The 23,139-nt window shown below is 58.9% G+C and carries 20 protein-coding genes; 10 read left to right on the plus strand and 10 right to left on the minus strand.

What is annotated here, in order from left to right; all coding sequences use genetic code 11:
* Positions 1-202: 202 nt before the first annotated feature.
* From GKG34_RS01635 to GKG34_RS01680, 10 genes are all read left to right on the plus strand, one after another.
* Entirely contained in the window at positions 203-430 is a 228-nt protein-coding gene (locus tag GKG34_RS01635) for an excisionase (RefSeq protein WP_173015214.1), read from the plus strand.
* 106 nt (positions 431-536) lie between these two features.
* Positions 537-1,691, plus strand: coding sequence for a site-specific integrase (locus tag GKG34_RS01640; protein ID WP_154255453.1), 1,155 nt, complete (start codon positions 537-539; stop codon positions 1,689-1,691).
* A 385-nt stretch (positions 1,692-2,076) separates the two neighbouring features.
* Positions 2,077-4,575, plus strand: coding sequence for a LuxR C-terminal-related transcriptional regulator (locus GKG34_RS01645; RefSeq protein WP_154255454.1), 2,499 nt, complete (start codon positions 2,077-2,079; stop codon positions 4,573-4,575).
* Positions 4,576-4,688: 113 nt separating this feature from the next.
* A complete protein-coding gene (locus tag GKG34_RS01650) occupies positions 4,689-6,824 on the plus strand; it encodes a hypothetical protein (protein WP_154255455.1) in 2,136 nt (711 codons plus the stop codon).
* A gap of 75 nt (positions 6,825-6,899) precedes the next feature.
* The gene (locus tag GKG34_RS01655) at positions 6,900-7,133 is read left to right on the plus strand and encodes a tyrosine-type recombinase/integrase (protein WP_223387763.1); all 234 of its coding nucleotides are present in this window, start codon (positions 6,900-6,902) and stop codon (positions 7,131-7,133) included.
* 129 nt (positions 7,134-7,262) lie between these two features.
* Complete coding sequence (locus GKG34_RS01660) at positions 7,263-8,858, plus strand: penicillin-binding protein 2 (RefSeq protein ID WP_154255456.1); 1,596 nt, start codon at positions 7,263-7,265, stop codon at positions 8,856-8,858.
* 102 nt (positions 8,859-8,960) lie between these two features.
* A complete protein-coding gene (gene secG, locus GKG34_RS01665) occupies positions 8,961-9,212 on the plus strand; it encodes a preprotein translocase subunit SecG (protein WP_005937305.1) in 252 nt (83 codons plus the stop codon).
* A 166-nt stretch (positions 9,213-9,378) separates the two neighbouring features.
* Complete coding sequence (gene rnr / locus GKG34_RS01670) at positions 9,379-11,499, plus strand: ribonuclease R (protein ID WP_005937309.1); 2,121 nt, start codon at positions 9,379-9,381, stop codon at positions 11,497-11,499.
* 103 nt (positions 11,500-11,602) lie between these two features.
* Positions 11,603-12,847: a glycerate kinase gene (locus GKG34_RS01675; protein ID WP_005937311.1), complete on the plus strand. Its 1,245-nt coding sequence runs from the start codon at positions 11,603-11,605 to the stop codon at positions 12,845-12,847.
* Positions 12,848-12,892: 45 nt separating this feature from the next.
* Entirely contained in the window at positions 12,893-13,111 is a 219-nt protein-coding gene (locus GKG34_RS01680; RefSeq protein ID WP_154255457.1) for a diguanylate cyclase, read from the plus strand.
* A 44-nt stretch (positions 13,112-13,155) separates the two neighbouring features.
* Here GKG34_RS01680 and GKG34_RS01685 read toward each other — a convergent pair whose 3' ends face one another.
* The 10 genes from GKG34_RS01685 to GKG34_RS15615 all read right to left on the minus strand — a co-directional run.
* Positions 13,156-14,799, minus strand: a complete 1,644-nt coding sequence (locus tag GKG34_RS01685) for a CTP synthase (RefSeq protein ID WP_118527002.1) — start codon at positions 14,797-14,799, stop codon at positions 13,156-13,158.
* 137 nt (positions 14,800-14,936) lie between these two features.
* Entirely contained in the window at positions 14,937-15,515 is a 579-nt protein-coding gene (locus GKG34_RS01690) for an ANTAR domain-containing protein (RefSeq protein WP_005937320.1), read from the minus strand.
* 41 nt (positions 15,516-15,556) lie between these two features.
* Positions 15,557-16,876 (minus strand): glutamine synthetase family protein, encoded by a 1,320-nt coding sequence (locus GKG34_RS01695; RefSeq protein WP_005937322.1) that lies wholly within the window; start codon positions 16,874-16,876, stop codon positions 15,557-15,559.
* A gap of 149 nt (positions 16,877-17,025) precedes the next feature.
* Entirely contained in the window at positions 17,026-19,113 is a 2,088-nt protein-coding gene (locus GKG34_RS01700; RefSeq protein ID WP_154255458.1) for a glutamine synthetase III, read from the minus strand.
* A 658-nt stretch (positions 19,114-19,771) separates the two neighbouring features.
* Positions 19,772-20,998, minus strand: coding sequence for a class I SAM-dependent rRNA methyltransferase (locus tag GKG34_RS01705; RefSeq protein ID WP_005937333.1), 1,227 nt, complete (start codon positions 20,996-20,998; stop codon positions 19,772-19,774).
* Positions 20,999-21,331: 333 nt separating this feature from the next.
* Positions 21,332-21,673, minus strand: a complete 342-nt coding sequence (locus GKG34_RS01710) for a hypothetical protein (RefSeq protein ID WP_005937336.1) — start codon at positions 21,671-21,673, stop codon at positions 21,332-21,334.
* Between the two features lie 17 nt (positions 21,674-21,690).
* Positions 21,691-22,008, minus strand: coding sequence for a hypothetical protein (locus GKG34_RS01715; protein ID WP_005937338.1), 318 nt, complete (start codon positions 22,006-22,008; stop codon positions 21,691-21,693).
* A gap of 3 nt (positions 22,009-22,011) precedes the next feature.
* Positions 22,012-22,665: a GH25 family lysozyme gene (locus GKG34_RS01720; protein WP_005937340.1), complete on the minus strand. Its 654-nt coding sequence runs from the start codon at positions 22,663-22,665 to the stop codon at positions 22,012-22,014.
* 11 nt (positions 22,666-22,676) lie between these two features.
* Entirely contained in the window at positions 22,677-22,829 is a 153-nt protein-coding gene (locus tag GKG34_RS01725) for a DUF433 domain-containing protein (RefSeq protein WP_005937343.1), read from the minus strand.
* Positions 22,830-22,834: 5 nt separating this feature from the next.
* On the minus strand, positions 22,835-23,139 hold a 305-nt coding region (locus GKG34_RS15615), incomplete at its 5' end, for a hypothetical protein (protein WP_173015212.1).

Below are 23,139 nucleotides of genomic sequence, written 5' to 3' on the forward strand. Positions count from 1 at the left end.
CTGCGTTTTCCGCTTTCTGTAACCATGTAACCTTAAAAAGATAAGAAAAAGTATAAAGTCCACCGAATGTCCTGCGTACAGAAAAAGAGAGTTTTCCTGCCCGGTTACAGGCGTTCGGTTACAAGGAATTGGAGGTCTGCCTATGAAGGAAGTTTGCGTTTGCGAAGCAATGAAGTCCCCGGTGGGGACTTTAAGCGATGAAATGGTCTTGCATCAGCAAGATGGAGGGACCAAGTCCCGACAAGTTCCGATCTGGGAAAAGAGCAATCTGACGCTGGAAGAAGCTGCGGCTTATTCCGGCATTGGCATCAATAAACTGCGTGAGATCACCAACGAGGATAAGTGCAAATTTGTCCTTTGGGTGGGCAACAAGCGTTTGATCAAGCGCCGTCTGTTTGATTGCTTTATCGAGCAGGCGTATTCTATTTGAGAATGATGCAACGTCTTTTCTATTCGATATCGGTGGAAATCGCATGGTCGGTATGGTATACTAAAATTAACCCCTATATGCGCTTTTCACAGAAAGGAGTTTCTAAATGTCTGAAAAGCGCAAAGATAGCAAGGGCCGTGTTTTGAAGGATGGCGAAAGCCAGAGAGCAAACGGCACTTACGACTATCGTTATACCGATATCCACAAGAAACGGCGTTGTATTTACGCCAAATCCCTGACAGAGCTGCGGAAAAAAGAGGAAGAACTGTGGCGCGATTTGGCAGACGGCATCGACTACGCCGCCGGAGAGATGACAGTGGCTGATCTGGTTGACCGCTATATGAACCTGAAACGTGGGTTGAAACCCAATTCACTTCGGTCGTACAACACAGCGGTCAAGCGGATTCATGCTGACCCTTTCGGGCAAAAAGCCATCAAAACGGTAAAATTGTCCGATGCGAAAGGCTGGTTCGTGTTTCTGCATGACAGCGGTTTCAAGCAAAACACCATAGGAATCCTGCAAAGCGTTGTCAGACCGGCGTTTGAGATGGCGGTGGAGGATGACATCATCCGCAAGAACCCATTCAAGTTCAAGCTGTCGGATGTTGTGCCGAAGGACGCTTATGTGCGTGATGCTCTGACCAGAGAGCAGCAGGAGAAATATCTGCAATTCGTTCAAGACTATGGCGGCAACTATTATGATGATATCGTCATTCTTATGGGAACCGGCTTGCGTGTGAGTGAGTTGTATGGCCTGACACGAGCAGATATCGACTTTGAACGGCACTGTATCCATGTCCGGCGGCAGCTTTGCCGGACGGCTGAAAAGCCCTACTTTGTCACACCGCCGAAAACAAAAAGCGGTATCCGCAATGTTCCCATGACAGATACCGTTTGTGCAGCGTTGCGGCGTGTAGTAAAAGCCAGAGCATCCACAAAGGTGGAAGCGCTGGTGGATGGCTGTAGCGGATTTCTCTTTCTGGACAAGTCCGGGATGCCGAAGGTGGCAATGCATTTGGAAAACTATATGCGTGGCGTGCAGGGAAAGTTTGAGAAGGCGTACGGCAAACCTGTTCCGCGCATTACACCTCATGTGCTGCGACACACCTTCTGCACCAATGTTCAGCAGGCCGGGCTGGATGTAAAAAGCCTGCAATACCTGATGGGACACTCCAATGCCAGTGTGACGTTGGATGTCTACACACACAGCAGCTTTGAATCGGTTGAAAGGGCCTTTGAACAGATCGCCGGCAACCTGTGATTTTCGACGTATGAAGCGGAATTGCTTACGCCGAAACTTACGCCAAAACTTACGCCAATCACCCGGTAAGTGGCGTAGATTTGCGTAGAAAAGCGTGGATCGTGCAAAAACGGAGAATCTGGAAAAATCGGCTTGTGGCCTTGATAATTCTACAAAAGTCTACGTTTCCCGATATTCGTGATTCGGCTCCAAAAGTGTGGTTTGGAAGGGCGGCATGTACTAAGCCAAAACCGCCGCTCCCAAGAATCCCAATTTATAAAAAGAACGCAGGCAGAACTTTTCGCAAAGGCGAAGGCTCTGCCTGCTTTTTTGCATCCCTGCCGCACTTTTCTCTTCGCCGCAAATGTGCTACAATAGCCTTAGCATAAGGAAAAGGGGAACGCGCATGGCCAGAAACAGGCAGAACCTGAACATCATCTACATCTCGGACCGAATGCGGGAGACGCTGCGGCCCATAGCGTCCTGTGCGCTCACGGCGGTGGTGGCCCCCATGGGCTACGGTAAAACGACGGCGGTGCGCTGGTTCTTGGCAGAGCAGGCCAAGGCGGGGGCCGTGGTGCTGCAAGCCAGCATCTACTCGGATAACCGCTCCATCTTCTGGAAAAGCGTGCAGAAGGTCTTTGCCGCCGCCGGGCTGACGGTGCTGGAGGGCTACGACTGCCCCGCCGACGCCAGCGGCGCGGCTTTGCTGCTGGAGGACCTGTGTGCCGCGCTGGGCGGCAAAACGCCCTACTATCTTTTTCTGGACGATTTCCACCTGCTGGGGGACGAGCGGGTGGCGCAGTTTTTGTGTCGGCTGGCCTACCGCCTGCCCGAGAACGTCCACCTTATCGTGGCCAGCCGCAACCGCTTTTTGCCCGGGGAGCAGGTGGTGCGGCTGGGGCGGCGGCTCCACCGCATCGAGGCCGACGGCCTCCGCCTGAACCGGGAGGAGCTGCTGGCCTACACCCACCGCTGCGGCGTGGAGATCACCGCCGCCCAGGCCGAGAGCCTGCTGCGCTCCTGCGAGGGGTGGTTCTCCGCCGTCTACCTGAACCTCCATGCCCTGGCCGAGCGGGGGAGCCTGCTGCAGCTGGGGTCGGACATCTACGCCATGTTCACCGCCGCCATGCTGGAGTCCCTGCCCGAGAAGACCCGGGGCTTCCTCGCTGTGATGGGGCTGGCCGATGAGTTCACGGTGGAGATGGCCCGGGCTGTCACCGCCCTGCCCGACGCGGAGGAGGTGCTGCGGGCCCTCACCCAGCAAAACGCCTTTGTCACCCGCCTGCCGGACGGGGTGAGCTTCCGCTTCCACCACATGATGAAAGAGTGCGCCGAGCGGCTCTTTGCCCAGCTGCCCGCCGCCCGGCAAACGGAGGTCTGGCAGCGGTATGGCCGCTGGTATGCCCAAAAAGCCCAGTACCTCCACGCGTTGCAGGCCTTTGAGCACTGCGGCGACCGCGATGCAGCCCTTGCCGTCATCGAGGCGGACGCGGGGGATCTGCTTGCCTCCCTCAGCCCCGCCGAGCTGCTGCAGCGGCTGGACCGCTGCCCGGTGGAAGCACTGCAGCGCCACCCGCTGGCCATTCTGGTGCTGATGCGCCGGATGTTCACCTGGCAGCAGATCCCCAAAATGATGGAGCTGAAAGCCCTGCTGGAAGCCGCCGTGGCCCAACACCCCGAGTGGCCCGCCGCCGAGCGGGGCAACCTGCTGGGGGAGTGCGACCTCATCCAGAGCTTCTTGTTCTACAACGACATCACCCAGATGAGCCGCCTCCACCGCAGCGCCAGCCGCCAGATGAGCCGCCCCGCCGTCACCCTGCGCAACAGCGGCAGCTGGACCTTCGGCTCCCCCTCGGTGCTGATGATGTACTACCGCGCCCCCGGGGAGCTGGGCAAAGAACTGGCCGAAATGTACGAGTGTATGCCCCATTACTATAAAATCACCAACGGCCACGGCCGGGGGGCCGAGCTGCTGATGGACGCGGAGGCCGCCTACCTGCAGGGGGCGTGGGAGAAAGCCGCCGTGCTGCTGGAGCGGGCCCGGGCCGACGCCGCCGGGCAGGAGAACATGACCCTCTGCTGCGACTTTTTGGCCCTGCGGCTGGCCCTGTGCGGCAAGGGGAAAGAGGAGTACGATTTTGCCGCCAAGCGCGCCGCCCTGCTGCAAAAGCACGACGGGGTGCAGGTGCATCTGCTGGAGAGCATCGCCGCTTATTTCTACGCTTTGCAGGGCAGGCCGGAGCAGGCCCCGGAGCTGTTCCGGGAGCACAAGCTGGCCGAGGTGAGCTTCTTTGGGCCCTGCCGCCCCATGATGTCCCTCATCGAGCAGCAGGTCTGGCTGGCGCAGGGGGAGTACGTGAAGGTGATTGCCCACAGCGAGGGCCTGCTGCGCCGGTGCGAGGCCATGCACTACGGTCTGGTGGGCCTGCAGACCCGCATCCAGCTGGCGGCGGCGCAGCTGCGCTTCGGCCAGCGGGCCGAGGCCCGGGCCGCGCTGGCAGCGGCTTTGCTGGACGCTGTGCAGGACGATTTCTGGGTGCTCTTTGTGGAGCAGTATCCCGCTCTGGCCCCCCTGCTGGAAGGGGAGGACTGGGCCGCTTGCGAGCCGCGTCTGGGGCCCTTCGTGGCCCGCATCCTGCCCGCAGGCCGGGCCTTTGCCGCCCGGCTGGGCCTGCCCGCCCCCGCGCCGGAGCTGCCCCTGACCGACCGCGACCGGGAGCTGGCCCGTCTGGTGGCCGGGCGGTGCACCAACAAGGAGATCGCCGCCGCCCTCTACCTCTCCGAGGGCACGGTGAAGCAGTACATCAACCAGCTGTACGCAAAGCTGGATATGGGCGGCGACCCCCGCACCCGCCGCGCCCGCCTGGCCGAGTGGTACCAGAAAAACGCCCCCCGGAATTAACCAAAAACTAACCCCGGGTTAATAGCAAAAACCAAAGCTCCACGGTATCCTAAAAGTGAACCGTGGAGCTTTTTTCCTGCAACAAAATTGGTAGAAAAAGGGAGGCTTTTGCAATGAAACGAAGATGGAAGAAATTCCTCGCCGGGGTGCTTTCCGCAGCCCTCGCGCTGAACCTCGCGGCCCCGCTGGCACTGGCGGGCAGCTCGACGATGGGAGCAGCTTGCGGGGTGACAAATGTACTTCTGTATCCGGAGTGGAACGGACCGGTCGATAGTAAGAAATGCATTCAGGGTACGGTATCCTATAACCGGGGTCTTTTGACCTTTGACGGAGATGTGACGCTGGATACAACTTTGGACTCGGAGAATTACTCGCTGGTCAAAGCCCTCAGTGAAGAAAATCTGAGGCTGGTGGCAAACGGCAAAGTAACGGGCAGAACGAAAAGCAACGGCTTTGATGGAGCAAAGGAAATAGTAAGGGGAGAATACGATCTCACCAATACCGATGCGGGAAACCAGTCGAAAGGAATTTTAGGCGCTACAAACGATAAAACGACGATTGCTTCCGATACTAGAATCACGCTGAAGGGTTTCCAGACGGGCATCGGCTGGGGAAGCGTTCAGATCGATGGCAAGGTGAAGATCACAAATGCAGAATGCGGCATCGCCAATTTCACTACCATGAACCATGGCAGCGAGCTGGTGATCCATGCGCAGCAGTACATCGGGGAACAGGGTCATCTGACCTACAACGGCGGCCACCTGCTCCTGAATGTGACGACTATCGGTATGGACTTCGGCCTGAGTAGGCTGGGCATCGGAGAGGACGTAAGCAGGTTCTGGTATCGCACCGACGATGACGCGGGTTATACGGAAATCGACACCAGCGTGCAGGAAAAACTTGACAGCTTTTTTGAAGTCAAAGAGACAAACCACGCCTATCTGGAACTGACGGATGTGGACCCGAACCAGCAGGAAAGCGAAACCTACGACCTCTGGGTAGCAGACAAGCAGGTCACAAAGAGCAACCAAAGCGATGTGCTGGAGGATGGCGGGTCTGTGAAGTTTGACCCGACGACCAACACGCTGACCCTGAACGATGCCGATCTCACGCTGGATGGGGCCGCGGGCGGTTACTGCTGCATCGATTCCCAATTGGCGGAAGAGCTGACCATTACCGGCACAGCCACCCTTTCCAACGCCGATGGAATCCTTACGGAAGGCCCGCTGACGCTGGATAACGCAACCCTCACCCTTACGGGCAATATCGATGGCGACGTTGGTGATGACGCGATCCGGGCAGGCCGCTCTGACGAGGACATCACCATCCAAAACAGCACCGTGACCATTGCAGGCACGAACTCGGAAGGCAATTTCTTCCAGTTTGGCATTCGGTGCGGCAAGCTCACCGTGGCGAACAGCACGCTGGATGTGAAAGCCGGCGGCTCGGCCGTCGTGGCAAACGAGTTGGAGGCTTCCGGCGCAGGCACCGTCATCACGGCGGAAACGGATGCATCGGAGGAACAGGAGTATTATGCCCTCGTACTGGACGAGCTGACCCTGCAGGACGGCCTCGATCTGGTGGAAGGCGAAATGAACAAGAGCAAGAAGGCGAAGATCGCCCAGCCGGAGCAGGCCCCCACGGACTTTAAGGTCTACTGGGTCGTCCATCCGGGGGACGAACCGGTGAATGGAGGAATGCAGTTCCCCGGTGCAATCACCGGCAGCGAGGAGGAAGCCCGCCTCTTTGAGGGCTGGTTCCTCGAAGACGGCACCCGCTTGGAGGATAGCCCCTACTACATGGGCCCGGGCGCGAACCATGTGGGCAACCTCGACCGGGACGTGACCTTCTATGGCCATTGGCGCACCGCCGAGAGCGGCGAGGGCAGCCCAGACGGCGGAGACGGCTTCGGCACCCTTCTGGCGGGCGTCGCAGTCGTGGGCGCGGCGGGCGTCGTGGCCTATCAGGTGGGCACGGAGCTCATCCTTGACCAGCTCCTGCCTGCAGGAGTGGCCGTGCCCCATACCCGCGCCGAGCTGGCAATGCTCCTCTGGAACACCGCAGGCCGCCCGGCCCCGGCCACTCTGCCCGCCTTTGCGGACGTAGCCGACCCGGAGCTGGCCCAAGCCGCCCAGTGGGCCATCGAGCAGGGCCACCTGAAAGCCCACGCCGACGGCAGCTTTAAGCCGGACAAGGGCGTTGCCAAGTGGCGCGTCATCCGCGGCTACCGGGCAGTGACCGAACCATGACCGTGCAGGTAAAATAGCCCCACAGCACAAGGCCCCGCAGACTTTGAAAAAGGTCTGCGGGGCCGCTGTTTGTTTGTGCGTGGCGTGCAGGGAAAGTTTGAGAAGGCGTACGGCAAACCTGTTCCGCGCATTACATCTCATGTGCTGCGACACACCTTCTGCACCAATGTTCAGCAGGCCGGGTTGGATGTGAAGAGCCTGCAATACCTGATGGGACACTCCAATGCCAGTGTGACGTTGGATGTCTACACGCACAGTAGTTTTGAATCGGTTGAAAGAGCCTTTGAACAGATCGCCGGCAACCTGTGATTTTCGACGCATGAAGCGGAATTGCTTACTCAATAAGTACCTTATGGAGACGGGATCTCTTCGGAGACCCCGTCTCTTTTTGTATAGAAACCACAGATGCAGCCCACTCTATCAAAAAGGGGTGAGCAGATGTCCGGCAAACGGGTATTGGCGTTGTATGCAGCTGTTCTGCTGGGGTTTGCGGTAGTTTTGTGCCGCCTGTATTTTCTGGCAGAGAACCATACCTATGCTGCCCGGGCCGAAGCACAGAGCACAGTCCGGCTCTCGCTGCCTGCCCGGCGGGGCAGCTTTTACGATCACAGCGGCCTGCTTCTCACCGGGCTGGAAACGCGGTATCTTGCCCTCTGCTTCCCGGGCGAAAACAACTACACACGCCTGTATGCATTTACGGATAGTGCCGGGCAGGCACTTTTGTACCGGAACCGCAACCGCTCCGCACCGTTTCTGCTGGAAGTGGACCGCGACCTTTCCGGGCGCGGCATACGCTGCTTTGCAACGGCACGGCGCTGCGCAGAAGTTCCGCTGTGCCAGCATCTGATCGGCTATCTGGATGCAGAAGGCTGCGGCATTGCCGGGCTGGAAAAGGCGCTGGACAGCCAGCTGGCCGGGACAAAGGAGCATGACACGCTGGTGTGCGCGGTCACAGCACAAGGACGGCTGCGGGCCGGGGAAACACCGCAGCTTACCCGGCAGGACAGCAGTGCGGGGGGCATGCAGCTGACGATCTCCCGCCCGGTGCAGCGTGCCGCCGAAGCGGTGGCCGCAGACACCATGACCAGCGGCTGCATTCTGGTTCTGGACACGGCCACTGCTGCGGTTCGCGCCAGCGTCAGCGTACCGGGCTATGACCCGGATGACCTTGCCGCAAGTCTGGATGCACCGGACAGTCCGTTCCTGAACCGCGCACTGGAAAGCTATGCTGTGGGTTCAGTGTTCAAGCCGGTGCTGGCTGCGGCAGCGCTGGAGCAGGGCATCCTGCCGGAGTACGAATGCACCGGTGCGGTGGTGGTGGATGGACAGATCTTCCGCTGCGCAGGCGGTGTTCCGCACGGAACGGTAGACATGACTGCGGCTCTGGAAAAAAGCTGCAACGGCTATTTTATCCGGCTGGGGCAGCAGCTGGGGGCAGAGACGCTTTTGCAGATGTCTCGGCAGCTTGGCTTCGGGCAGGAGGTGCCGGTGGCAGGTGCGCTGCACGCCGATGCCGGAAAGCTGCCGTCTGCCGGGGAGCTTGCCCAGAGCGGCCAGCTGGCAAATTTCAGCTTTGGGCAGGGCGGTCTGCTGGCATCACCGGTACAGATCGCCGCCATGATGAACACCATTGCTTCCGGCGGGGTGTACCGCACGCCTTTCTTTGTGTGTGGCTCGGTGGATGAAACTGACGGTACGCCGCTGGAAACGCTTGCACATCCGCAGTCAAGGCGGGTGATGAGTGCGGAAAATGCAGCGCTCCTGCGTAAAATGCTGCAGCAGGTGGTGGAAGAGGGCACCGCACAGGATGCTGCCTGGCTGGAAGAAGGGGCTGGCGGCAAGACCGGTACCGCGCAGACCGGGCAGTTCACACCGGATGGCACGGAACGCAAAAACTTGTGGTTCACAGGGTTTTACCCGGCGCAGCAGCCGCGCTACACCATTGTGGTGCTGCAGGACGGGCAGGTGAGCACGGAACATTCCAGCGCCGCCATCTTTGCCCGGCTGTGCGCAATGCTGGACCTTCTGGCATAAAAATGCACGGTTTCTGCTTGCTTTTTTGCGCTTGTTATGCTACTATATATTTGTATTTCTGCGTAGTTTTTGTTGAATTAAAATAAAGGAGCGTTTCAATCCATGTCTGTTATCGAAATTGTTGGCGGTGTGATCCTGCTGATCGCTTCGCTCGTCATCGTTTTCCTCACTCTCATGCAGCACACCCACGGTCAGGGCCTTTCCGGTGCTATCAACGGCAGTATGGGCGGCGCAAACAATGCCCGTTTGACCCCGGCTGATCAGATGCTGGCCAAGACCACCCGCATTGCAGGTATTGTTTTCTTTGTGGTTGCCATTCTGGCATGTCTGTTTGCAGGCCGTCTGGCAGGTTGACAAGGTTCGTGCAGCCCCGTGTAAAGGACGGGGCTGTTTTTCTGTGTTATGATAGGATGTCGGCGGCAGTCTGACCGCCGGGCAGGGTGGGGCAGCTGGCCCACGATTGGCAGCGCTGCGGCACGTTGGAGGCTGCGGCCATGGAAGAGCAAGGAGAAAAAATATTATGGCAATGCGCGATAAAATTGAGCACGCGATCCAGAATCAGCCGTGCACCGTCAAAGACCTCAAATCCAAATTCGGCGGGGACCGCGGCTCGGACCGCAAGGTGATGGAGGCTGTGGATCAGCTGGTGCACGAGGCGGTCATCTGCCAGCGTCAGGGCGTGTTCTTTACGGTGCGCTCCGGCCGTGCAGACAAGGCTCTGTTGTGCAAGGTGGTAAAACTGGGCAAGAATTTTGCCTTTGTCATGCTGGAGGACGGCACCAGCGATATCTTTATCCCGGGCCGTTTTACCCGCGGTGCCATGCCCGGCGACATAGTGCTTGTGGAAAAGTTTGAGCACCCCCGTGTGGAGGGCAGCGATGAAGGCGAGATCCTGGCCATTCTGGAAGAAAAGAACGATCTGGTGGGCACTGCCCGCCGCATTGAGGGCCGCCTGAAGTTCGTGCCGGACGACTGCCCGGCCATCTCCATGCAGATGATGCGTGACTGCGAGGGCGGTGCAAAGGACGGCGACAAGGTGGCCGTGGAGATCCTGCAGCGCGGCAATCGGCAGGAAGATCACCGCGTGGGCGTTGCCATGCGGTTTGGCAGCTCGGACGAAGCAAAGCGCTGCGCAAAGGCTCTGCTCTATGCGCAGGATATCCACAGCCGCTTCCCGGATAAGGTTCGTGAGGAAGCCAAGAAGCTGGAGAACGCTGAGGTCTCTGAAAAGGACACCGAGGGCCGCATGGATCTGCGTGCCCTGCCCATCTTCACCATTGACAGTGCTGAGACCAAGGATATCGATGATGCCATCAGCCTGACCAAGACCCCGGAGGGCGGTTTTGAGCTGGGTGTCCACATTGCAGATGTTTCCAACTATGTCAAGCCCGGCAGCGAACTGGACAACGAAGCGTTTAACCGCGCAACCAGTGTCTACTATGCCGATCAGGTGGTGCCCATGCTGCCCAAGCAGCTTTCCAACGGCATCTGCAGCCTGAATGAGGGCGTGCTGCGTCTGGCCTTCTCCTGCCTGATGCATCTGGATAAGGATGGCAACCTGATCGATTACCGCTTTGTCAAGTCGGTCATCCGCAGCCGCGTCAAGGGTGTTTACTCCGAGATCAACGCCTTGCTGGCCGGCAGTGCTGACGACGAGCTGAAGGGCAAGTACCATGAAGTGCTCAGCCAGCTGCCCGCCATGAAGGAACTGTACGGCCACCGTGCCCGCCTGCGCAAGGAGCGCGGCTGCATGGATATCGAGAGCGGCGAGGTGAAGCTGATCCTCGACGAGGACGGCCACTGCATCGACGTGAAAAAGCGCACCTCCGGCGAGAGCGAAGCTATGATCGAAGAATTCATGCTGCTGGCCAACCAGTGCGCTGCCCACTTTGCCCGCGTGAAGCAGATCCCCTTCGTGTACCGTGTGCACGAGGAACCCAATGCTGAAAAGCTGGAGCGTCTGCACACTCTGCTGCAGGCCTGCGGCATCAACGATCACTTTGCCAAGGATGTGCCCACCCCCAAGGAGCTGAGCGCAATTCTGGAAGGTGTGCGCGGCGGCCCGTATGAGCAGATCATCAATACCGGTATGCTGCGCTGCATGTCCAAGGCTGTGTATGAGGAAAAACCCAAGGGCCACTACGGTCTGGTGCTGAAGGACTACGCTCACTTCACCAGCCCCATCCGCCGCTATCCGGATCTGGCCATCCATCGCATCATGACCGCCCAGCTCAAGGGCATGGATAAGGATACCATGGTGCTGCGCTACAGCGACTTTGCCGAGAAGGCAAGCAAGCAGTCCAGTGAGCGCGAGATCATTGCAATGCAGATCGAGCGCAAGGCTGAGGACTGCTACAAGGCCGAGTATGCCCGCCGCCATCTGGGCGAGTGCTACGAGGGCCGCATTTCCGGCGTGACCCAGCGCGGCCTGTTCATTGAGCTGGACAACGGCGTGGAGGGCTTTGTGCCGGCTTCCAGCCTGACCCCCTCCGGTACCATGCTCACCGAGGGCATCCGCCTGTCCGACCCCGTCTCCGGCAAGAACTGGAGCCTGGGCGACACCATGATGATCACCATTGTGCGTGCGGATGTGAACCTGGGCAAGATCGACTTTGAGGTTGCTCCGGCAAGCACAAAGTAAGCAAAAAGATCAGAACACCTGTACGGCGTTTTCCTGCATAGGAAGAGACTGTACAGGTGTTTTTTGTCCGCGGACAAGAAGCGGTGGAAAAGGGGAGAACGACATGCTGAAAAACGAAACACTGCGCAGAGATGCAGATGCCATCATCCGTGCCAGCCTGAACGCTGTTCTGCCGGACGAAGCGGTGCGCCGCGCGCTGAAAAATTTCCGGCCGCAGGGCGGCAGGGTGCTGCTGGTGGCTGCCGGTAAGGCAGCATGGCAGATGGCCCATGCTGCAGTGAAATTTCTTGGCCGGGTGGATGGCGGTGTGGTCGTGACCAAATACGGCCACGTGAAGGGCACGATCCCCGGCGTGGACTGCTGCGAAGCCGGGCACCCCGTGCCGGATGAGAATGGCTTTGCCGCCACCCGGAAAGCGCTGGAACTGGTGCAGGGCTTAACGGCAGAGGATACGGTGCTGTTTCTGCTGTCCGGCGGCGGCAGTGCACTGTTTGAAAAGCCGCTGATCCCCGGCGCAGAGCTGCAGCAGATCACGGGCCAGCTGCTTGCCAGCGGTGCCGATATCGTGGAGATGAACACCATTCGCAAGCGCCTGTCCGGGGTCAAGGGCGGGCGGTTTGCACAGAGCTGTGCGCCTGCGCAGGTGTTCAGCATCGTGCTCAGTGATATTCTGGGCGACCCGCTGGATATGATCGCCAGCGGTCCGGCGGTGCCGGATACCTCCACCTGTGCACAGGCCCTTGCCATTGCGGAAAAATATCACCTGCAGCTTTCGGCACAGGCCAAGGCTCTGCTGGCACAGGAGACTCCAAAGGTGCTGGACCATGTTGCCACGCAGATCACCGGCAGCGTGCGGGAGCTGTGCAGCGCAGCAGCCAACGCCTGCCGGGAGCTGGGCTATGAGCCGGTGATCTTGACCGACAGGCTCTGCTGTGAAGCGCGGGAGGCTGGCAGCTTCCTTGGTTCCATAGCCCGCACCCACGCGGGGCAGGGCAAAAAGCTGGCCTTTCTTGCAGGCGGTGAGACGGTCGTCCATCTGACCGGAACAGGTCTGGGCGGGCGCAATCAGGAGCTGGCCCTTGCTGCAGCACCAATGATCGCCGGGCTGGATGCAGCGGTCTTTTCGGTGGGCAGCGATGGCACCGACGGCCCAACCGATGCTGCGGGCGGCTATGTGGACGGCAGCACGGCCGCAGCACTGGCGCAGAACCAGCTGAACGTGTACGATGTGCTGCAGAACAACGATGCCTACCATGCCCTCAAGGCGGTGGATGGGCTCATCATCACCGGCGCGACCGGCACGAATGTCAACGATGTGGCCGTGGTGCTGATCGGAAATCAAGGATAGAACAAAGCCACCGGGAGTTCTCTGCAAAAAGCGGAAGCGGAACGGATGGAGCTGCAGCGCCGCAAGGTCGGGTTTATCTGTAAGACTGTTGCAGCACCCTATCATGTTGCAGGCAGTCTTCTGACGATCGGCACCAGCTGCGGCTTTGCCCTCTACCCGGAAGAAGGCACGGATACAGACAAGATCACCCGTCTGGCTGACCAGCGGATGTATAAGCACAAGCAAAAGAACCATGCCTTGCAGGATCATGGATTATATGGGTAAAAAATAAGGTGCTGTCCGCACAGACAGCACCTTATTTTTATGGTTTACATGTGCAGCAGGCTGCGCTGCTCGCTGGCGCGGAACTTGAGTGCCGCAGCAATGAATGCCTTGAACAGCGGGTGAGCACGGTTCGGACGGCTCTTGAACTCCGGGTGGAACTGTGCGCCCAAATGAAAGTCACGGCCGGGCAGCTCTACAGTCTCTACCAGACGACCGTCGGGGCTGGTGCCGGAAATAACAAGACCGGCGTCCTGCATCTCCTGACGGAATTCGTTGTTAAACTCGTAGCGGTGACGGTGGCGCTCCCAGATCTCGGCCTCGCCGTAGCACTCGGCCATCTTGGTGCCGGGCATCACCTTGCAGGGGTATTTACCCAGACGCATGGTGCCGCCCTTGGGAATGTTGCCCTGCTGGTCGGCCATCAGGGCGATCACATTATGCTTGCCATCCGGGGTGAATTCGCTGGAATTTGCATCCTTGTAGCCCAAAACTCCCCGGGCAAACTCCATTACCATGATCTGCATGCCAAGGCAGATGCCAAAGTAGGGAACATGGTTCTCGCGGGCATACTGTGCAGCCTGGATCATGCCCTCAATGCCGCGGTCGCCAAAGCCGCCGGGTACGATGATGCCGTCCACATCTGCAAAGGCTTCCTTGCAGGCGGCCTGGTCGGTCAGGTCCTCGCTTTCCACCCACTTGATCTCCACCTGGCTGTCGTTCTCAAAGCCGGCGTGGTACAGGCTCTCCATCACGGAGAGGTAAGCGTCGTGCAGCTTGACGTATTTGCCCACCAGCGCAATGCTGCAGGTCTTGCTGCGGGTAGCAATGCGGCTGACCACCTGCTTCCACTCGGTCAGGTCGGCAGCGGGCACATCCAGCTTGAGCTTCTGCACCACGACCTCGTCCAAACCACCGGTGTGCAGCATCAGCGGGCACTGGTACAGGCTGGGCATGGTCAGGTTCTCGATCACGCACTCCGGCTTCACATTGCAGAAAGTGCTGATCTTGCGGCGGATGTCGCCGCCCACACTGCCGTCTGCGCGCAGGATGATGATGTCCGGGTTCACGCCCATGCCCTGCAGCTCTTTCACAGAGTGCTGTGCAGGCTTGGATTTGTACTCGTCCGAGCCGGAAATGTAAGGCACCAGCACCACATGGATGTAGCAGCAGTTGTCGCGGCCCTGCTCCAGACCCACCTGACGGATGGCCTCGAGGAAGGGCTGGCTTTCAATATCACCGGTCGTGCCGCCGATCTCGGTAATGACCACGTCAGCCTCGGTGGAAGAGGCCAGATTGTAGATGTAGCTCTTGATCTCGTTGGTGATGTGGGGAATGATCTGCACGGTCTGGCCCAGATAGGCACCCTGACGTTCCTTGTTCAGTACGTTCCAGTACACCTTGCCGGTGGTCAGGTTGGAGTATTTGTTCAGATTCTCGTCGATAAAGCGCTCGTAGTGGCCCAGATCCAGATCGGTCTCAGTGCCATCGTCGGTCACGAACACCTCACCGTGCTGCAGCGGGCTCATGGTGCCGGGATCCACATTCACATAGGGGTCCAGCTTCTGGCTGGCCACCTTCAGACCGCGGCACTTGAGCAGACGGCCCAGCGATGCGGCTGTGATGCCCTTGCCCAGACCGGAAACGACACCGCCGGTGACAAAGATGAATTTGGTTTGTTTCTCTGCCATAGAATTTCCTCCTCTATTTTTGCTTTTCTGAATTTTTCCCTTATAAACCTTCGTGAATTCTTTCAGGCAAACGGTCTTGCTCTCTGCCTCTCCCAAAATGAGCCGGTGAAAGCAAGGATACTTTTCCCAATCCAATATTATACACCCATGTCCTCATAATTTTCAAGGACTTCCTGTGCAATTTCTGTGCGGTCACGACGGGTATCCATGGCCTGTTTTTCTATGTAGCGGTGTGCCTCGGCTTCGGTCATGTGCTCGTGCTCCACAAGGCAGCATTTTGCCCGGCTGACCAGCCGCACCTGTGCGATCTTTTCCTGTAAGCGGGCGTTCTCCTGCCGGGCACGCAGCAGGCGGTGGTTGCCTGCCGCCGCCATGTGCATGGCCTGCACAAAAAAGGCGGTGCTGAAGGGCTTTGACAGCAGCAATACCCCCTGCTCGCTCAAGGGCCCCAAAAGCTGCTCAGCCTGTGCGGCCTTGACCAGAAACACGACACCGGCATCTGTTTTTTCCACAGCATTGATGCACACCTCATGCCCGAATTCATCGGGCAGGGGAGAGTTGACCACGATCAGCTCAAAATCCGATTCCGTCATGCGCCGCCGGGCTTCGGCCCCGCTGGGAATGATCACCGGGCGGCTGTAGCCCATTTCGGTCAGCCGTGCAGCGATATACTCGTTGGAGCTTGCACCGGCACTTACGATCAGTGCACGTCCCATTTCCTTCGCTCCTTTCTCCTACACACTCTCTTTTGCAGGGGTCAGATGGCGTTGAAGTAATGGGTGCGCTCGTACTCAACAGGGTCGGACGCGTGTTTCAGTGCTTCGCAGCGCTTCAGTTCTTCCGTAAAGTAGCGGCTGGCAAGCTGCTCGGGCAACACTCTGCGCAAAAATTCGCTCTCCTCCGCAGCCTGCACGGCCTCTTCCAGACTGGCGGGCAGAGTCTCAAGGCTGAGGCCCTCAGCCATAGAGGGGTCGAACAGATTCTTGTTCACAGGGGCAGAGAGCACCATGCGGTTCTCGATGCCGTCCAATCCGGCAGCCAGAACCAGACCAATGGCCAGATAGGGGTTGCAGGCAGGGTCCGGGCTGCGCAGCTCCATGCGGCAGTTGTCGCCCTTTACCTGCGGGATGCGCACCAGCTGGCTGCGGTTCTGGCGGCTCCAGCTCACATAGCGGGGCGCTTCATCGCAGCCAAAGCGCTGATAGCTGTTGGGCAGAGGGTTGGTGAACACGGTCAGCTCCCGGCTGTGGGCCAGCACACCGGCCATAAAGCTGCCTGCAATGCTGTCCGGGGCAATGTCGCCCTCAAACAGGTTGCGGCCATCCATGTAAAGGGACAGGTTGATGTGCAGGCCGCTGCCTGCCTGATCCGGCAGGGGCTTGGGCAGGAAGCTTGCATGGATGCCGCTGCGGGTGGCAATGGCGCGCACGATCTGCTTGAACATCATCACGTTGTCGGCGGTCTTGAGGGGGCCTGCGTGGTGGCAGTCGATCTCGTTCTGGCCGTTGCCGCTTTCGTGATGGCTGTGCTGAGGGCTCATGCCCATCTGCTCCATGGTCAGGCAGATGTCCCGGCGGAGGTTCTCGCCTGCGTCCAGCGGGGCCACGTCAAAGTAGCCGCCAAAGTCGATGGGGATACGGGTGGGGCGGCCCCGGTCATCATTCTCGAACAGGTAGAACTCACACTCTGCGCCCACATTGCAGGTGATGCCCAGCTTTTTGAATTTTCGGTTCACGCTGCGCAGAAAGCCGCGGCAGTTGCCGCCAAAGGGCTGGCCGTCCGGCTTTTCCACATCACAGAAGAACTGCATCACCCGGCCCTCGGTAGGCCGCCAGGGGAGAATGGTCACGGTGGAAAGATCCGGCCGCAGCACAAGGTCGCTTTCCTCCACCTTCATGAAGCCGGCAATGGAGCTGCCGTCGAAGCAGACACCGTCTTCCAGAGCTTTGGGCAGATCGTTTGCCAGCACAGCAATGTTCTTCTGAGTGCCAAAGATATCGCAGAAGGCAAAGCGCACAAATTTGACGTTGTTGTCCTCCACAAAATCAAGGATGTCCTGTTGGGTCGAATAGCTCATAATGGTTTCCCTTTCAAATAAAACGCCTAAAGGCCTGCCCTCAGAATGGGAGCAGGTCTTTAGGCTGGTGTAAGAAATAGGAAAAGGAGAATGGCAATTTTAAATTCCGCAGCCTACGGATGCTATTCTGCTGTTACGCTGATGAAAGATCAGACGTAGTAGAGCATCTTGCTGTAGCTGGGCAGAGGCCAATAATCCTCACCGCAGATGGTCTCGGCGTCGTCGGCGGCGGCACGCAGGGTGTCCATGGCGGGCAGCACGTTGTCGTGGAAGGCAACGGCCTTCTCGCTCTCGGAGGGCAGAGCCTTGGCGGCATCCACGGCATCCTGCAGGGTGTCGATGGCGTCGCTCATGGCGTCGGCGTCGGCGGACAGACGGCCCAGGGTCTTGGTCTCACTGCGCACGCTGATGCTCTCGCTGACGGCCAGCTTGGAAGCGGCGGTGTTGGCCACTTCGCTCATGTAGGCGTTGACGGCGGGCAGCAGCTGCTTGCGGGCCATCTCCAGCATGGTCAGGGCCTCGATGTTGATGATCTTGGAGTAGTGCTCCAGCTCTACCTCGTAGCGGCTGTACATCTCCACCTTGGTCAGCACGCCGAACTCTTCCATCAGGGCAATGTTCTTGGGGTCGATGAGGGCCGGCAGGGCAGCGGGGGCGTTCTTCTTGTTGGGCAGGCCGCGGCGGGCTGCTTCTTCTTCCCACTCGGCAGAGTAGCCGTTGCCGTTAAAGATGACCCGGCGGTGGTCCCGGATGGTGCGCTTGACCAGCGCGATGGCGGCACTGGTAAAGTCCTCAGCACCCTCCAGCTCGTCGGCGTAGCCCTTCAGCTCCTTGGCCACAGCGGTGTTCAGGATGGTATCGCAGTCGCTGAGGTTCTGAGAAGAACCGGGCATCCGGAACTCGAACTTGTTGCCGGTGAAGGCGAAGGGGGAGGTGCGGTTGCGGTCGGTGGTGTCCTTGCTGAACTTGGGCAGCACGTCCACGCCCAAGTCCATCTTCATCTTGACGGGGCCTGCGTAGGGGGAATCGGATGCGATAGCATCAATGACAGCTTCCAGCTCTTCGCCCACGAAGATGGAAATGATAGCCGGAGGTGCCTCGTTGGCACCCAGACGGTGATCGTTGCCGGGAGTGGCCACAGAGGTCCGCAGCAGGTCGGCGTACTCGTCCACAGCCTTGATGACGGCGGCCAGGAACACCAGGAACTGCAGGTTCTCCATGGGGGTGTCACCGGGATCCAGCAGGTTCTCCTCGGTGGTGGACAGGGACCAGTTGTTGTGCTTGCCGCTGCCGTTCACGCCTTCAAAGGGCTTTTCATGCTGCAGGCAGACCAGACCGTACTTGGGGGCGATCTTCTTCATCATCTCCATGGTCAGCAGGTTGTGGTCGATGGCCACGTTGGTGGTATCGTAGATGGGGGCCAGCTCATGCTGGCAGGGGGCTACCTCGTTGTGCTTGGTCTTGGCGGGCACGCCCAGCTTCCACAGCTCCTCGTCCAGTTCCTTCATGAACGCGGACACCTCGGGGCGGATCACGCCGAAGTAGTGCTCCTCCAGCTCCTGGCCCTTGGCAGAGGGAGCACCGAACAGGGTGCGGCCGGTGAGGATCAGGTCCTGACGGGCCTCGTAGTCCTCTTTCTTGATTAGGAAGTACTCCTGCTCCGGGCCGACGGTGGTGGAGACGTAATCCACATCCTTGCCGAACAGCTTCAGGATGCGGATAGCCTGGCCGGACAGGGCGTTCATGGAGCGCAGCAGCGGGGTCTTCTTATCCAGAGCCTCGCCGGTGTAGCTGACAAAGGCGGTGGGGATGCACAGCACGTCATCCTTGACGAAGGCGTAGCTGGTGGGGTCCCATGCGGTGTAGCCGCGGGCCTCGCAGGTGGCGCGCAGGCCGCCGGAGGGGAAGGAGGAAGCGTCGGGCTCGCCGCGCACCAGTTCCTTGCCGGAGAACTCCATGATGGCGGTGCCGTCGCCCACGGGGGAGACGAAGCCGTCGTGCTTCTCACTGGTGATGCCGGTCAGCGGCTGGAACCAGTGGGTGTAGTGGGTGGCACCCAGCTCCATGGCCCAGCGCTTCATCACGCTGGCCACAACGTTTGCCACCTCAATGTCCAGCGGAGCACCCTTGTGCAGGGTGTTCTTGAGGCTCTTATAAGTAGCGCTCGGCAGGCGCTCCTTCATCACATGCTCGTTAAAGACCTTGCTGCCGTAGATCTCCATAACATTTGCTGCCATAAATCCTACTCCTTACTTGATCTTATGTTTCCCAGCTCCCGCCCCGGAGCTGCCGGAAAGCGGGCCCCAAAGCACGAAAGACTTCTTAACAAAAACGGCGCTGCGAGTCAGGAGGTGACCCACAGCGCCGTTGCTGTCTATGGTTTGATTATAGCCCCGGCGGGCCAAAAAGGCAATTGACAAATCTGACGATTCTGTACAAACAGCTTCCTGCATTTTTGGAGCATCCGCACTTGGTATGACTTTTTAAGAGAGCGAACCCTCTCCGCCCGATGGGAAAAACCCTCTCAGTCATTGCTTGCGCAATGCCAGCTCTCCCGAAGGGCGAGCTTTTATCCAGCTGCCGGGTAAGTTTATTCATCATCGGAAAAGATTGTTGTTTTCCGTCCCTGCTCATAAAGCTCCCCCCTCGGGGGAGCTGGCAAAGCCGTCAGGCTTTGACTGAGAGGGTTCAGGCAGCGCAGCAAAAAGATGCATTTACCCGATGGGGTCCCTTCTGGTGAAAATGTGTTTTTAATATACGGTGCCATTGCCCGTTACGGCCCCGCTTTGTGAAAAAAGAGCTTCCGGAAAATCCGCAGATTTTCCGGAAGCTCAAATATTAAAAATAAAACTTCCGCTGAAGATACCCAGAGTGAAACGGAGGGTATTCAAATCGTTAAATCACCTGAAAGAGGAAGAACTTCAGATAATTCGTCTCCGGCACACCCCACAGGATCGGATGATCCGGTGCCTGCTGTTTCACCTCGATCTGCCGCAGCTGGCGGTGCGCATCCTTTGCAGCGGCGCGCAGCATCTTGATGAACAGCTCCTCGGTGGCAAAATGGGAGCAGCTGGCAGTTGCCAAATAGCCGCCGCGAGGCAGCAGCTTCATGGCACGGTAGTTGATCTCCTTGTAACCGCGCATGGCGTTCTCCACAGTGCGGCGCGCCTTGGTAAAGGCGGGCGGGTCCAGAATGATAAAATCGTAGGGGTGTCCCTCTCTTTCCAAGCGGGGCAGCAGCTCAAAGGTGTCCTCGCACAAAAAGTCCATATTGGTCAGACCGTTGCGCTGGGCATTGCGCTGCGCCATGGCAATGGCCTCGGCGCTGATGTCGGCGGCGGTCACACGGGCAGCGCCGCCCGCAGCGGCGTTCAGTGCAAAGCTGCCGGTGTGGGTAAAGCAGTCCAGCACGGTGTGACCTGCAGCAAGGCGTGCCACCGCCCGGCGGTTGTACTTCTGATCAAGGAAGAAGCCGGTCTTCTGGCCGTTCTCGAAATCCACATGATAGTAAACTCCGTTCTCGCAGATCTCGGTCTGGGTGCTTGCCGGATGAGTCTCACCGGGCAGCTCAAACCAGCCTTTGTTCTGCTCAAGACCTTCCTTTGCGCGCAGAGCCTCATCGTTGCGCTCGTAGATGCCGTCGATGGTCTGGCCGTCGGCGCGCAGGACTTCTGCCAGAATGGGGAAGAGGACGGGCTTGAGCTTTTCCATGCCCACGCTCAGGGTCTGCGTGACGAGGATGTTGCTGAACCGGTCCACAGTCAGCCCGGGGAACTGGTCGGCTTCGCCAAAAATGACGCGGCAGGCAGAAAGGTCTGCAGGTTCCAGCACGGTCTTGCGGTAGTTCCATGCATATTCCACCCGGCGGCGCCAGAACGCAGCATCAAAGGTGTCGTTGGCATTGCGGGAGATCAGCCGCACGCGGATTTTGCTCTTGAGCGAGACAAAGCCGGTGCCAAGGTAGGAACCTTTGGTGCTGACCACATCGGCCAGAGTGCCGTTTTCCGGCTCATTTTCCGGGGAATTGAGGATGTCGTTCTCGTACACCCATGGATGCCCGCCCACCAGCAGGCCTTCGGCGTGTTTGTTGACGGTATACACAGGGTAAGCGCGTTCTTTCATATGGTTCTCCTTATCATGGACGAACTCCCTTCGTCCCGCGTTCGCTCGACACGCTTACCGTGCGGGTAGGCTCCCTCATTGAGGAAGCTGGCTGCGAAGCAGACTGAAGGAGTAAAAATCTACTCTTTATAATAGCATATTTTTAGTGGCTTGTACACTCCGAAATAGCCCGACTTCACGAGAAAATTCACTGCTTTGGCTGCTGCGAATTTGACGATTTCGACGGTATTTAGTAACAAATTAGAAACACGTTATCGAATTAGTAACACGCAAAGCGCAAAAACAGCCCCGAGGAACCGTCAGGCTCCCCGGGGCTGCTGCTATGTATTGAGTTTACTGTTTCCCTACAACATCCTTCGCCCTGTCAAAGCAGAACTGGATGACCCTGCCGATGGTCTCATCGGTGATCGCCCAGCTGAAGAGCCTGCCAAACTTGCTGGCGTCCAGCGCAGCGCGCAGCTTTGCCGCCACCCATGCTTTGCGTTCGGCACCGCGCTTGGTGCCCTGGATCTCATGCTCGGCGCGCTCGATCAGGTCAAGCACCAGCGGGCGGACGGTCGCGCCGTAGCCCAGCCGGATGGCACCGAGGACGTAAAAGGCAAAGCCGCCCAGCATCAGGACAAGGGCAAGCCAGCCGGGGACAACATTCAAGATATTAGTCAATACTGCTTCCATGGTCAGATCCCTTTCTCTCAGTTGATGATCGCGCTGATGCCGCGCTTGGCGACAAAATCGCGCTGCTTATGCTTTACCTCGGCCGCGTAGTCGAGGGCGGCGTGCATATCGCCGTTACAGTGTGCGTCCGGGATGCGCTGCACGGCTTTGGCGGTGGCTTCTCCCAGCGCGATTGCGGCGAGGGAGCTTTCGTACAGGTTCGTCTCGAACTCCTCACGGGCTTTCTCTGCGGCTTCCTGCCGTGCTTCCTGATGCTCGATGCGCCGCTTCAGCTGCCAGACGAGAAACCCCAGCACCGCCGTCGGAATGCCTGCGGCAGCAAGAATACTCGCCATTGGTCACACCCCCTTTACTTTACTCAGCCCGGCACGCCGGATGATCGCCGCGTAGTCCTTGTATGCGCGGGACAAGTCCACGTTGGTGCTCACCCCCGGCATCCTTGCCGTGCTGGTGTACTGCCACATGCCAAAGGGCCAGCCGGGAGTGGGCTTCTTCGTACGATATGCGGCCAGCCACACGTCGTAGGGCTTCAGCTCTGCACCGCCCATGTAGAGGAAGGTATTGCCGAACCAAAGGCCGGTGTAGAGCAGAGCGTACACGCCCCAGCTTTCCACCGTGCTCAGGCAGTGGGCCACAATGTCGGTCAGAGCGGACTTGCTCAGGGCCGCCTGAAGCGTGTCCTCGATGTCCACAGCCACCGGCAGCTGGAACGTCCTGCCGCCCAGCGCCTGCTTGAACAGGGCCAGCTCCTTGTCGGCCTGTGCCTTGGTGGTGGCCTTGAAGTAGCCATACACGCCCACCGGCAGCCCTACGCGGGTGCACTCGGCGTAGTTGCGGGCGAAATAGGGGTCGAGGTACGGCTTGCTGGCCTTGCCCGCACCGCTGTTGCCCATGGCGCGAATCATCACGCCGTCCACCTTACCGCTTGCCTTGACCTTTGCCCAGTCGATGACGCCCTGATGGCGGCTCACGTCCATGATGGTCTTTTCCATCGCTTACTCCTTTACTTCTCCAGCTCGGCCTTGATGGCTTCCAGATCGTCCGTGGTCAGGGACGGGTAGTCGGCGGCGATGTCTTCAAAGACTTCACCGGCGGCAATGCGGATTTTGAAAGCGCGGGTCATAATGCGAAGTTTGAGTGCGTTCAGGGTTTTCATAAAAATCAGCCTCCAATAAAATCAGCCATCATCAAAATAATATCGTCGTTTGCGGTTTCCAGCACGTCCACGCGCTCCGGCAGCTTCTCCCGGGCTTCGGCCTTCTTGCGTGCTTCTTCCTGCGCGGCCAGCTCTTCGGCGGTGTAGCGGATGTACTTCTGGATGGGCACCTGTTCGGTCCATGCGGCCTGCGCAGGCACGCCCGGCACGTCGATGACCTTCCGCACATCCCTGCCGCCGGGATACTCCGTTACGGTCTCGTAGTGGCTCACTTCCTCCACGCCTTCCACGGCGGGGTGCTCCACTGGCT

This window comes from Faecalibacterium sp. BIOML-A4 (genome assembly GCF_009679665.1).
GTDB lineage: Bacteria > Bacillota > Clostridia > Oscillospirales > Ruminococcaceae > Faecalibacterium > Faecalibacterium taiwanense.

What these genes read in the sequence shown, in the direction of transcription:
- GKG34_RS01720 (WP_005937340.1), bottom strand. Translation starts at nt 22,665, where the DNA reads ATGGAAAAGACCATCATGGACGTGAGCCGCCATCAGGGCGTCATCGAC.
- GKG34_RS01640 (WP_154255453.1), top strand. Translation starts at nt 537, where the DNA reads ATGTCTGAAAAGCGCAAAGATAGCAAGGGCCGTGTTTTGAAGGATGGC.
- GKG34_RS01710 (WP_005937336.1), bottom strand. Translation starts at nt 21,673, where the DNA reads ATGGAAGCAGTATTGACTAATATCTTGAATGTTGTCCCCGGCTGGCTT.
- GKG34_RS01645 (WP_154255454.1), top strand. Translation starts at nt 2,077, where the DNA reads ATGGCCAGAAACAGGCAGAACCTGAACATCATCTACATCTCGGACCGA.
- GKG34_RS01680 (WP_154255457.1), top strand. Translation starts at nt 12,893, where the DNA reads ATGGAGCTGCAGCGCCGCAAGGTCGGGTTTATCTGTAAGACTGTTGCA.
- GKG34_RS01635 (WP_173015214.1), top strand. Translation starts at nt 203, where the DNA reads ATGGTCTTGCATCAGCAAGATGGAGGGACCAAGTCCCGACAAGTTCCG.
- GKG34_RS01650 (WP_154255455.1), top strand. Translation starts at nt 4,689, where the DNA reads ATGAAACGAAGATGGAAGAAATTCCTCGCCGGGGTGCTTTCCGCAGCC.
- GKG34_RS01715 (WP_005937338.1), bottom strand. Translation starts at nt 22,008, where the DNA reads ATGGCGAGTATTCTTGCTGCCGCAGGCATTCCGACGGCGGTGCTGGGG.
- GKG34_RS01660 (WP_154255456.1), top strand. Translation starts at nt 7,263, where the DNA reads ATGTCCGGCAAACGGGTATTGGCGTTGTATGCAGCTGTTCTGCTGGGG.
- secG (WP_005937305.1), top strand. Translation starts at nt 8,961, where the DNA reads ATGTCTGTTATCGAAATTGTTGGCGGTGTGATCCTGCTGATCGCTTCG.
- GKG34_RS01700 (WP_154255458.1), bottom strand. Translation starts at nt 19,113, where the DNA reads ATGGCAGCAAATGTTATGGAGATCTACGGCAGCAAGGTCTTTAACGAG.
- GKG34_RS01695 (WP_005937322.1), bottom strand. Translation starts at nt 16,876, where the DNA reads ATGAGCTATTCGACCCAACAGGACATCCTTGATTTTGTGGAGGACAAC.
- GKG34_RS01690 (WP_005937320.1), bottom strand. Translation starts at nt 15,515, where the DNA reads ATGGGACGTGCACTGATCGTAAGTGCCGGTGCAAGCTCCAACGAGTAT.
- GKG34_RS01725 (WP_005937343.1), bottom strand. Translation starts at nt 22,829, where the DNA reads ATGAAAACCCTGAACGCACTCAAACTTCGCATTATGACCCGCGCTTTC.
- GKG34_RS01675 (WP_005937311.1), top strand. Translation starts at nt 11,603, where the DNA reads ATGCTGAAAAACGAAACACTGCGCAGAGATGCAGATGCCATCATCCGT.
- rnr (WP_005937309.1), top strand. Translation starts at nt 9,379, where the DNA reads ATGGCAATGCGCGATAAAATTGAGCACGCGATCCAGAATCAGCCGTGC.
- GKG34_RS01685 (WP_118527002.1), bottom strand. Translation starts at nt 14,799, where the DNA reads ATGGCAGAGAAACAAACCAAATTCATCTTTGTCACCGGCGGTGTCGTT.
- GKG34_RS01705 (WP_005937333.1), bottom strand. Translation starts at nt 20,998, where the DNA reads ATGAAAGAACGCGCTTACCCTGTGTATACCGTCAACAAACACGCCGAA.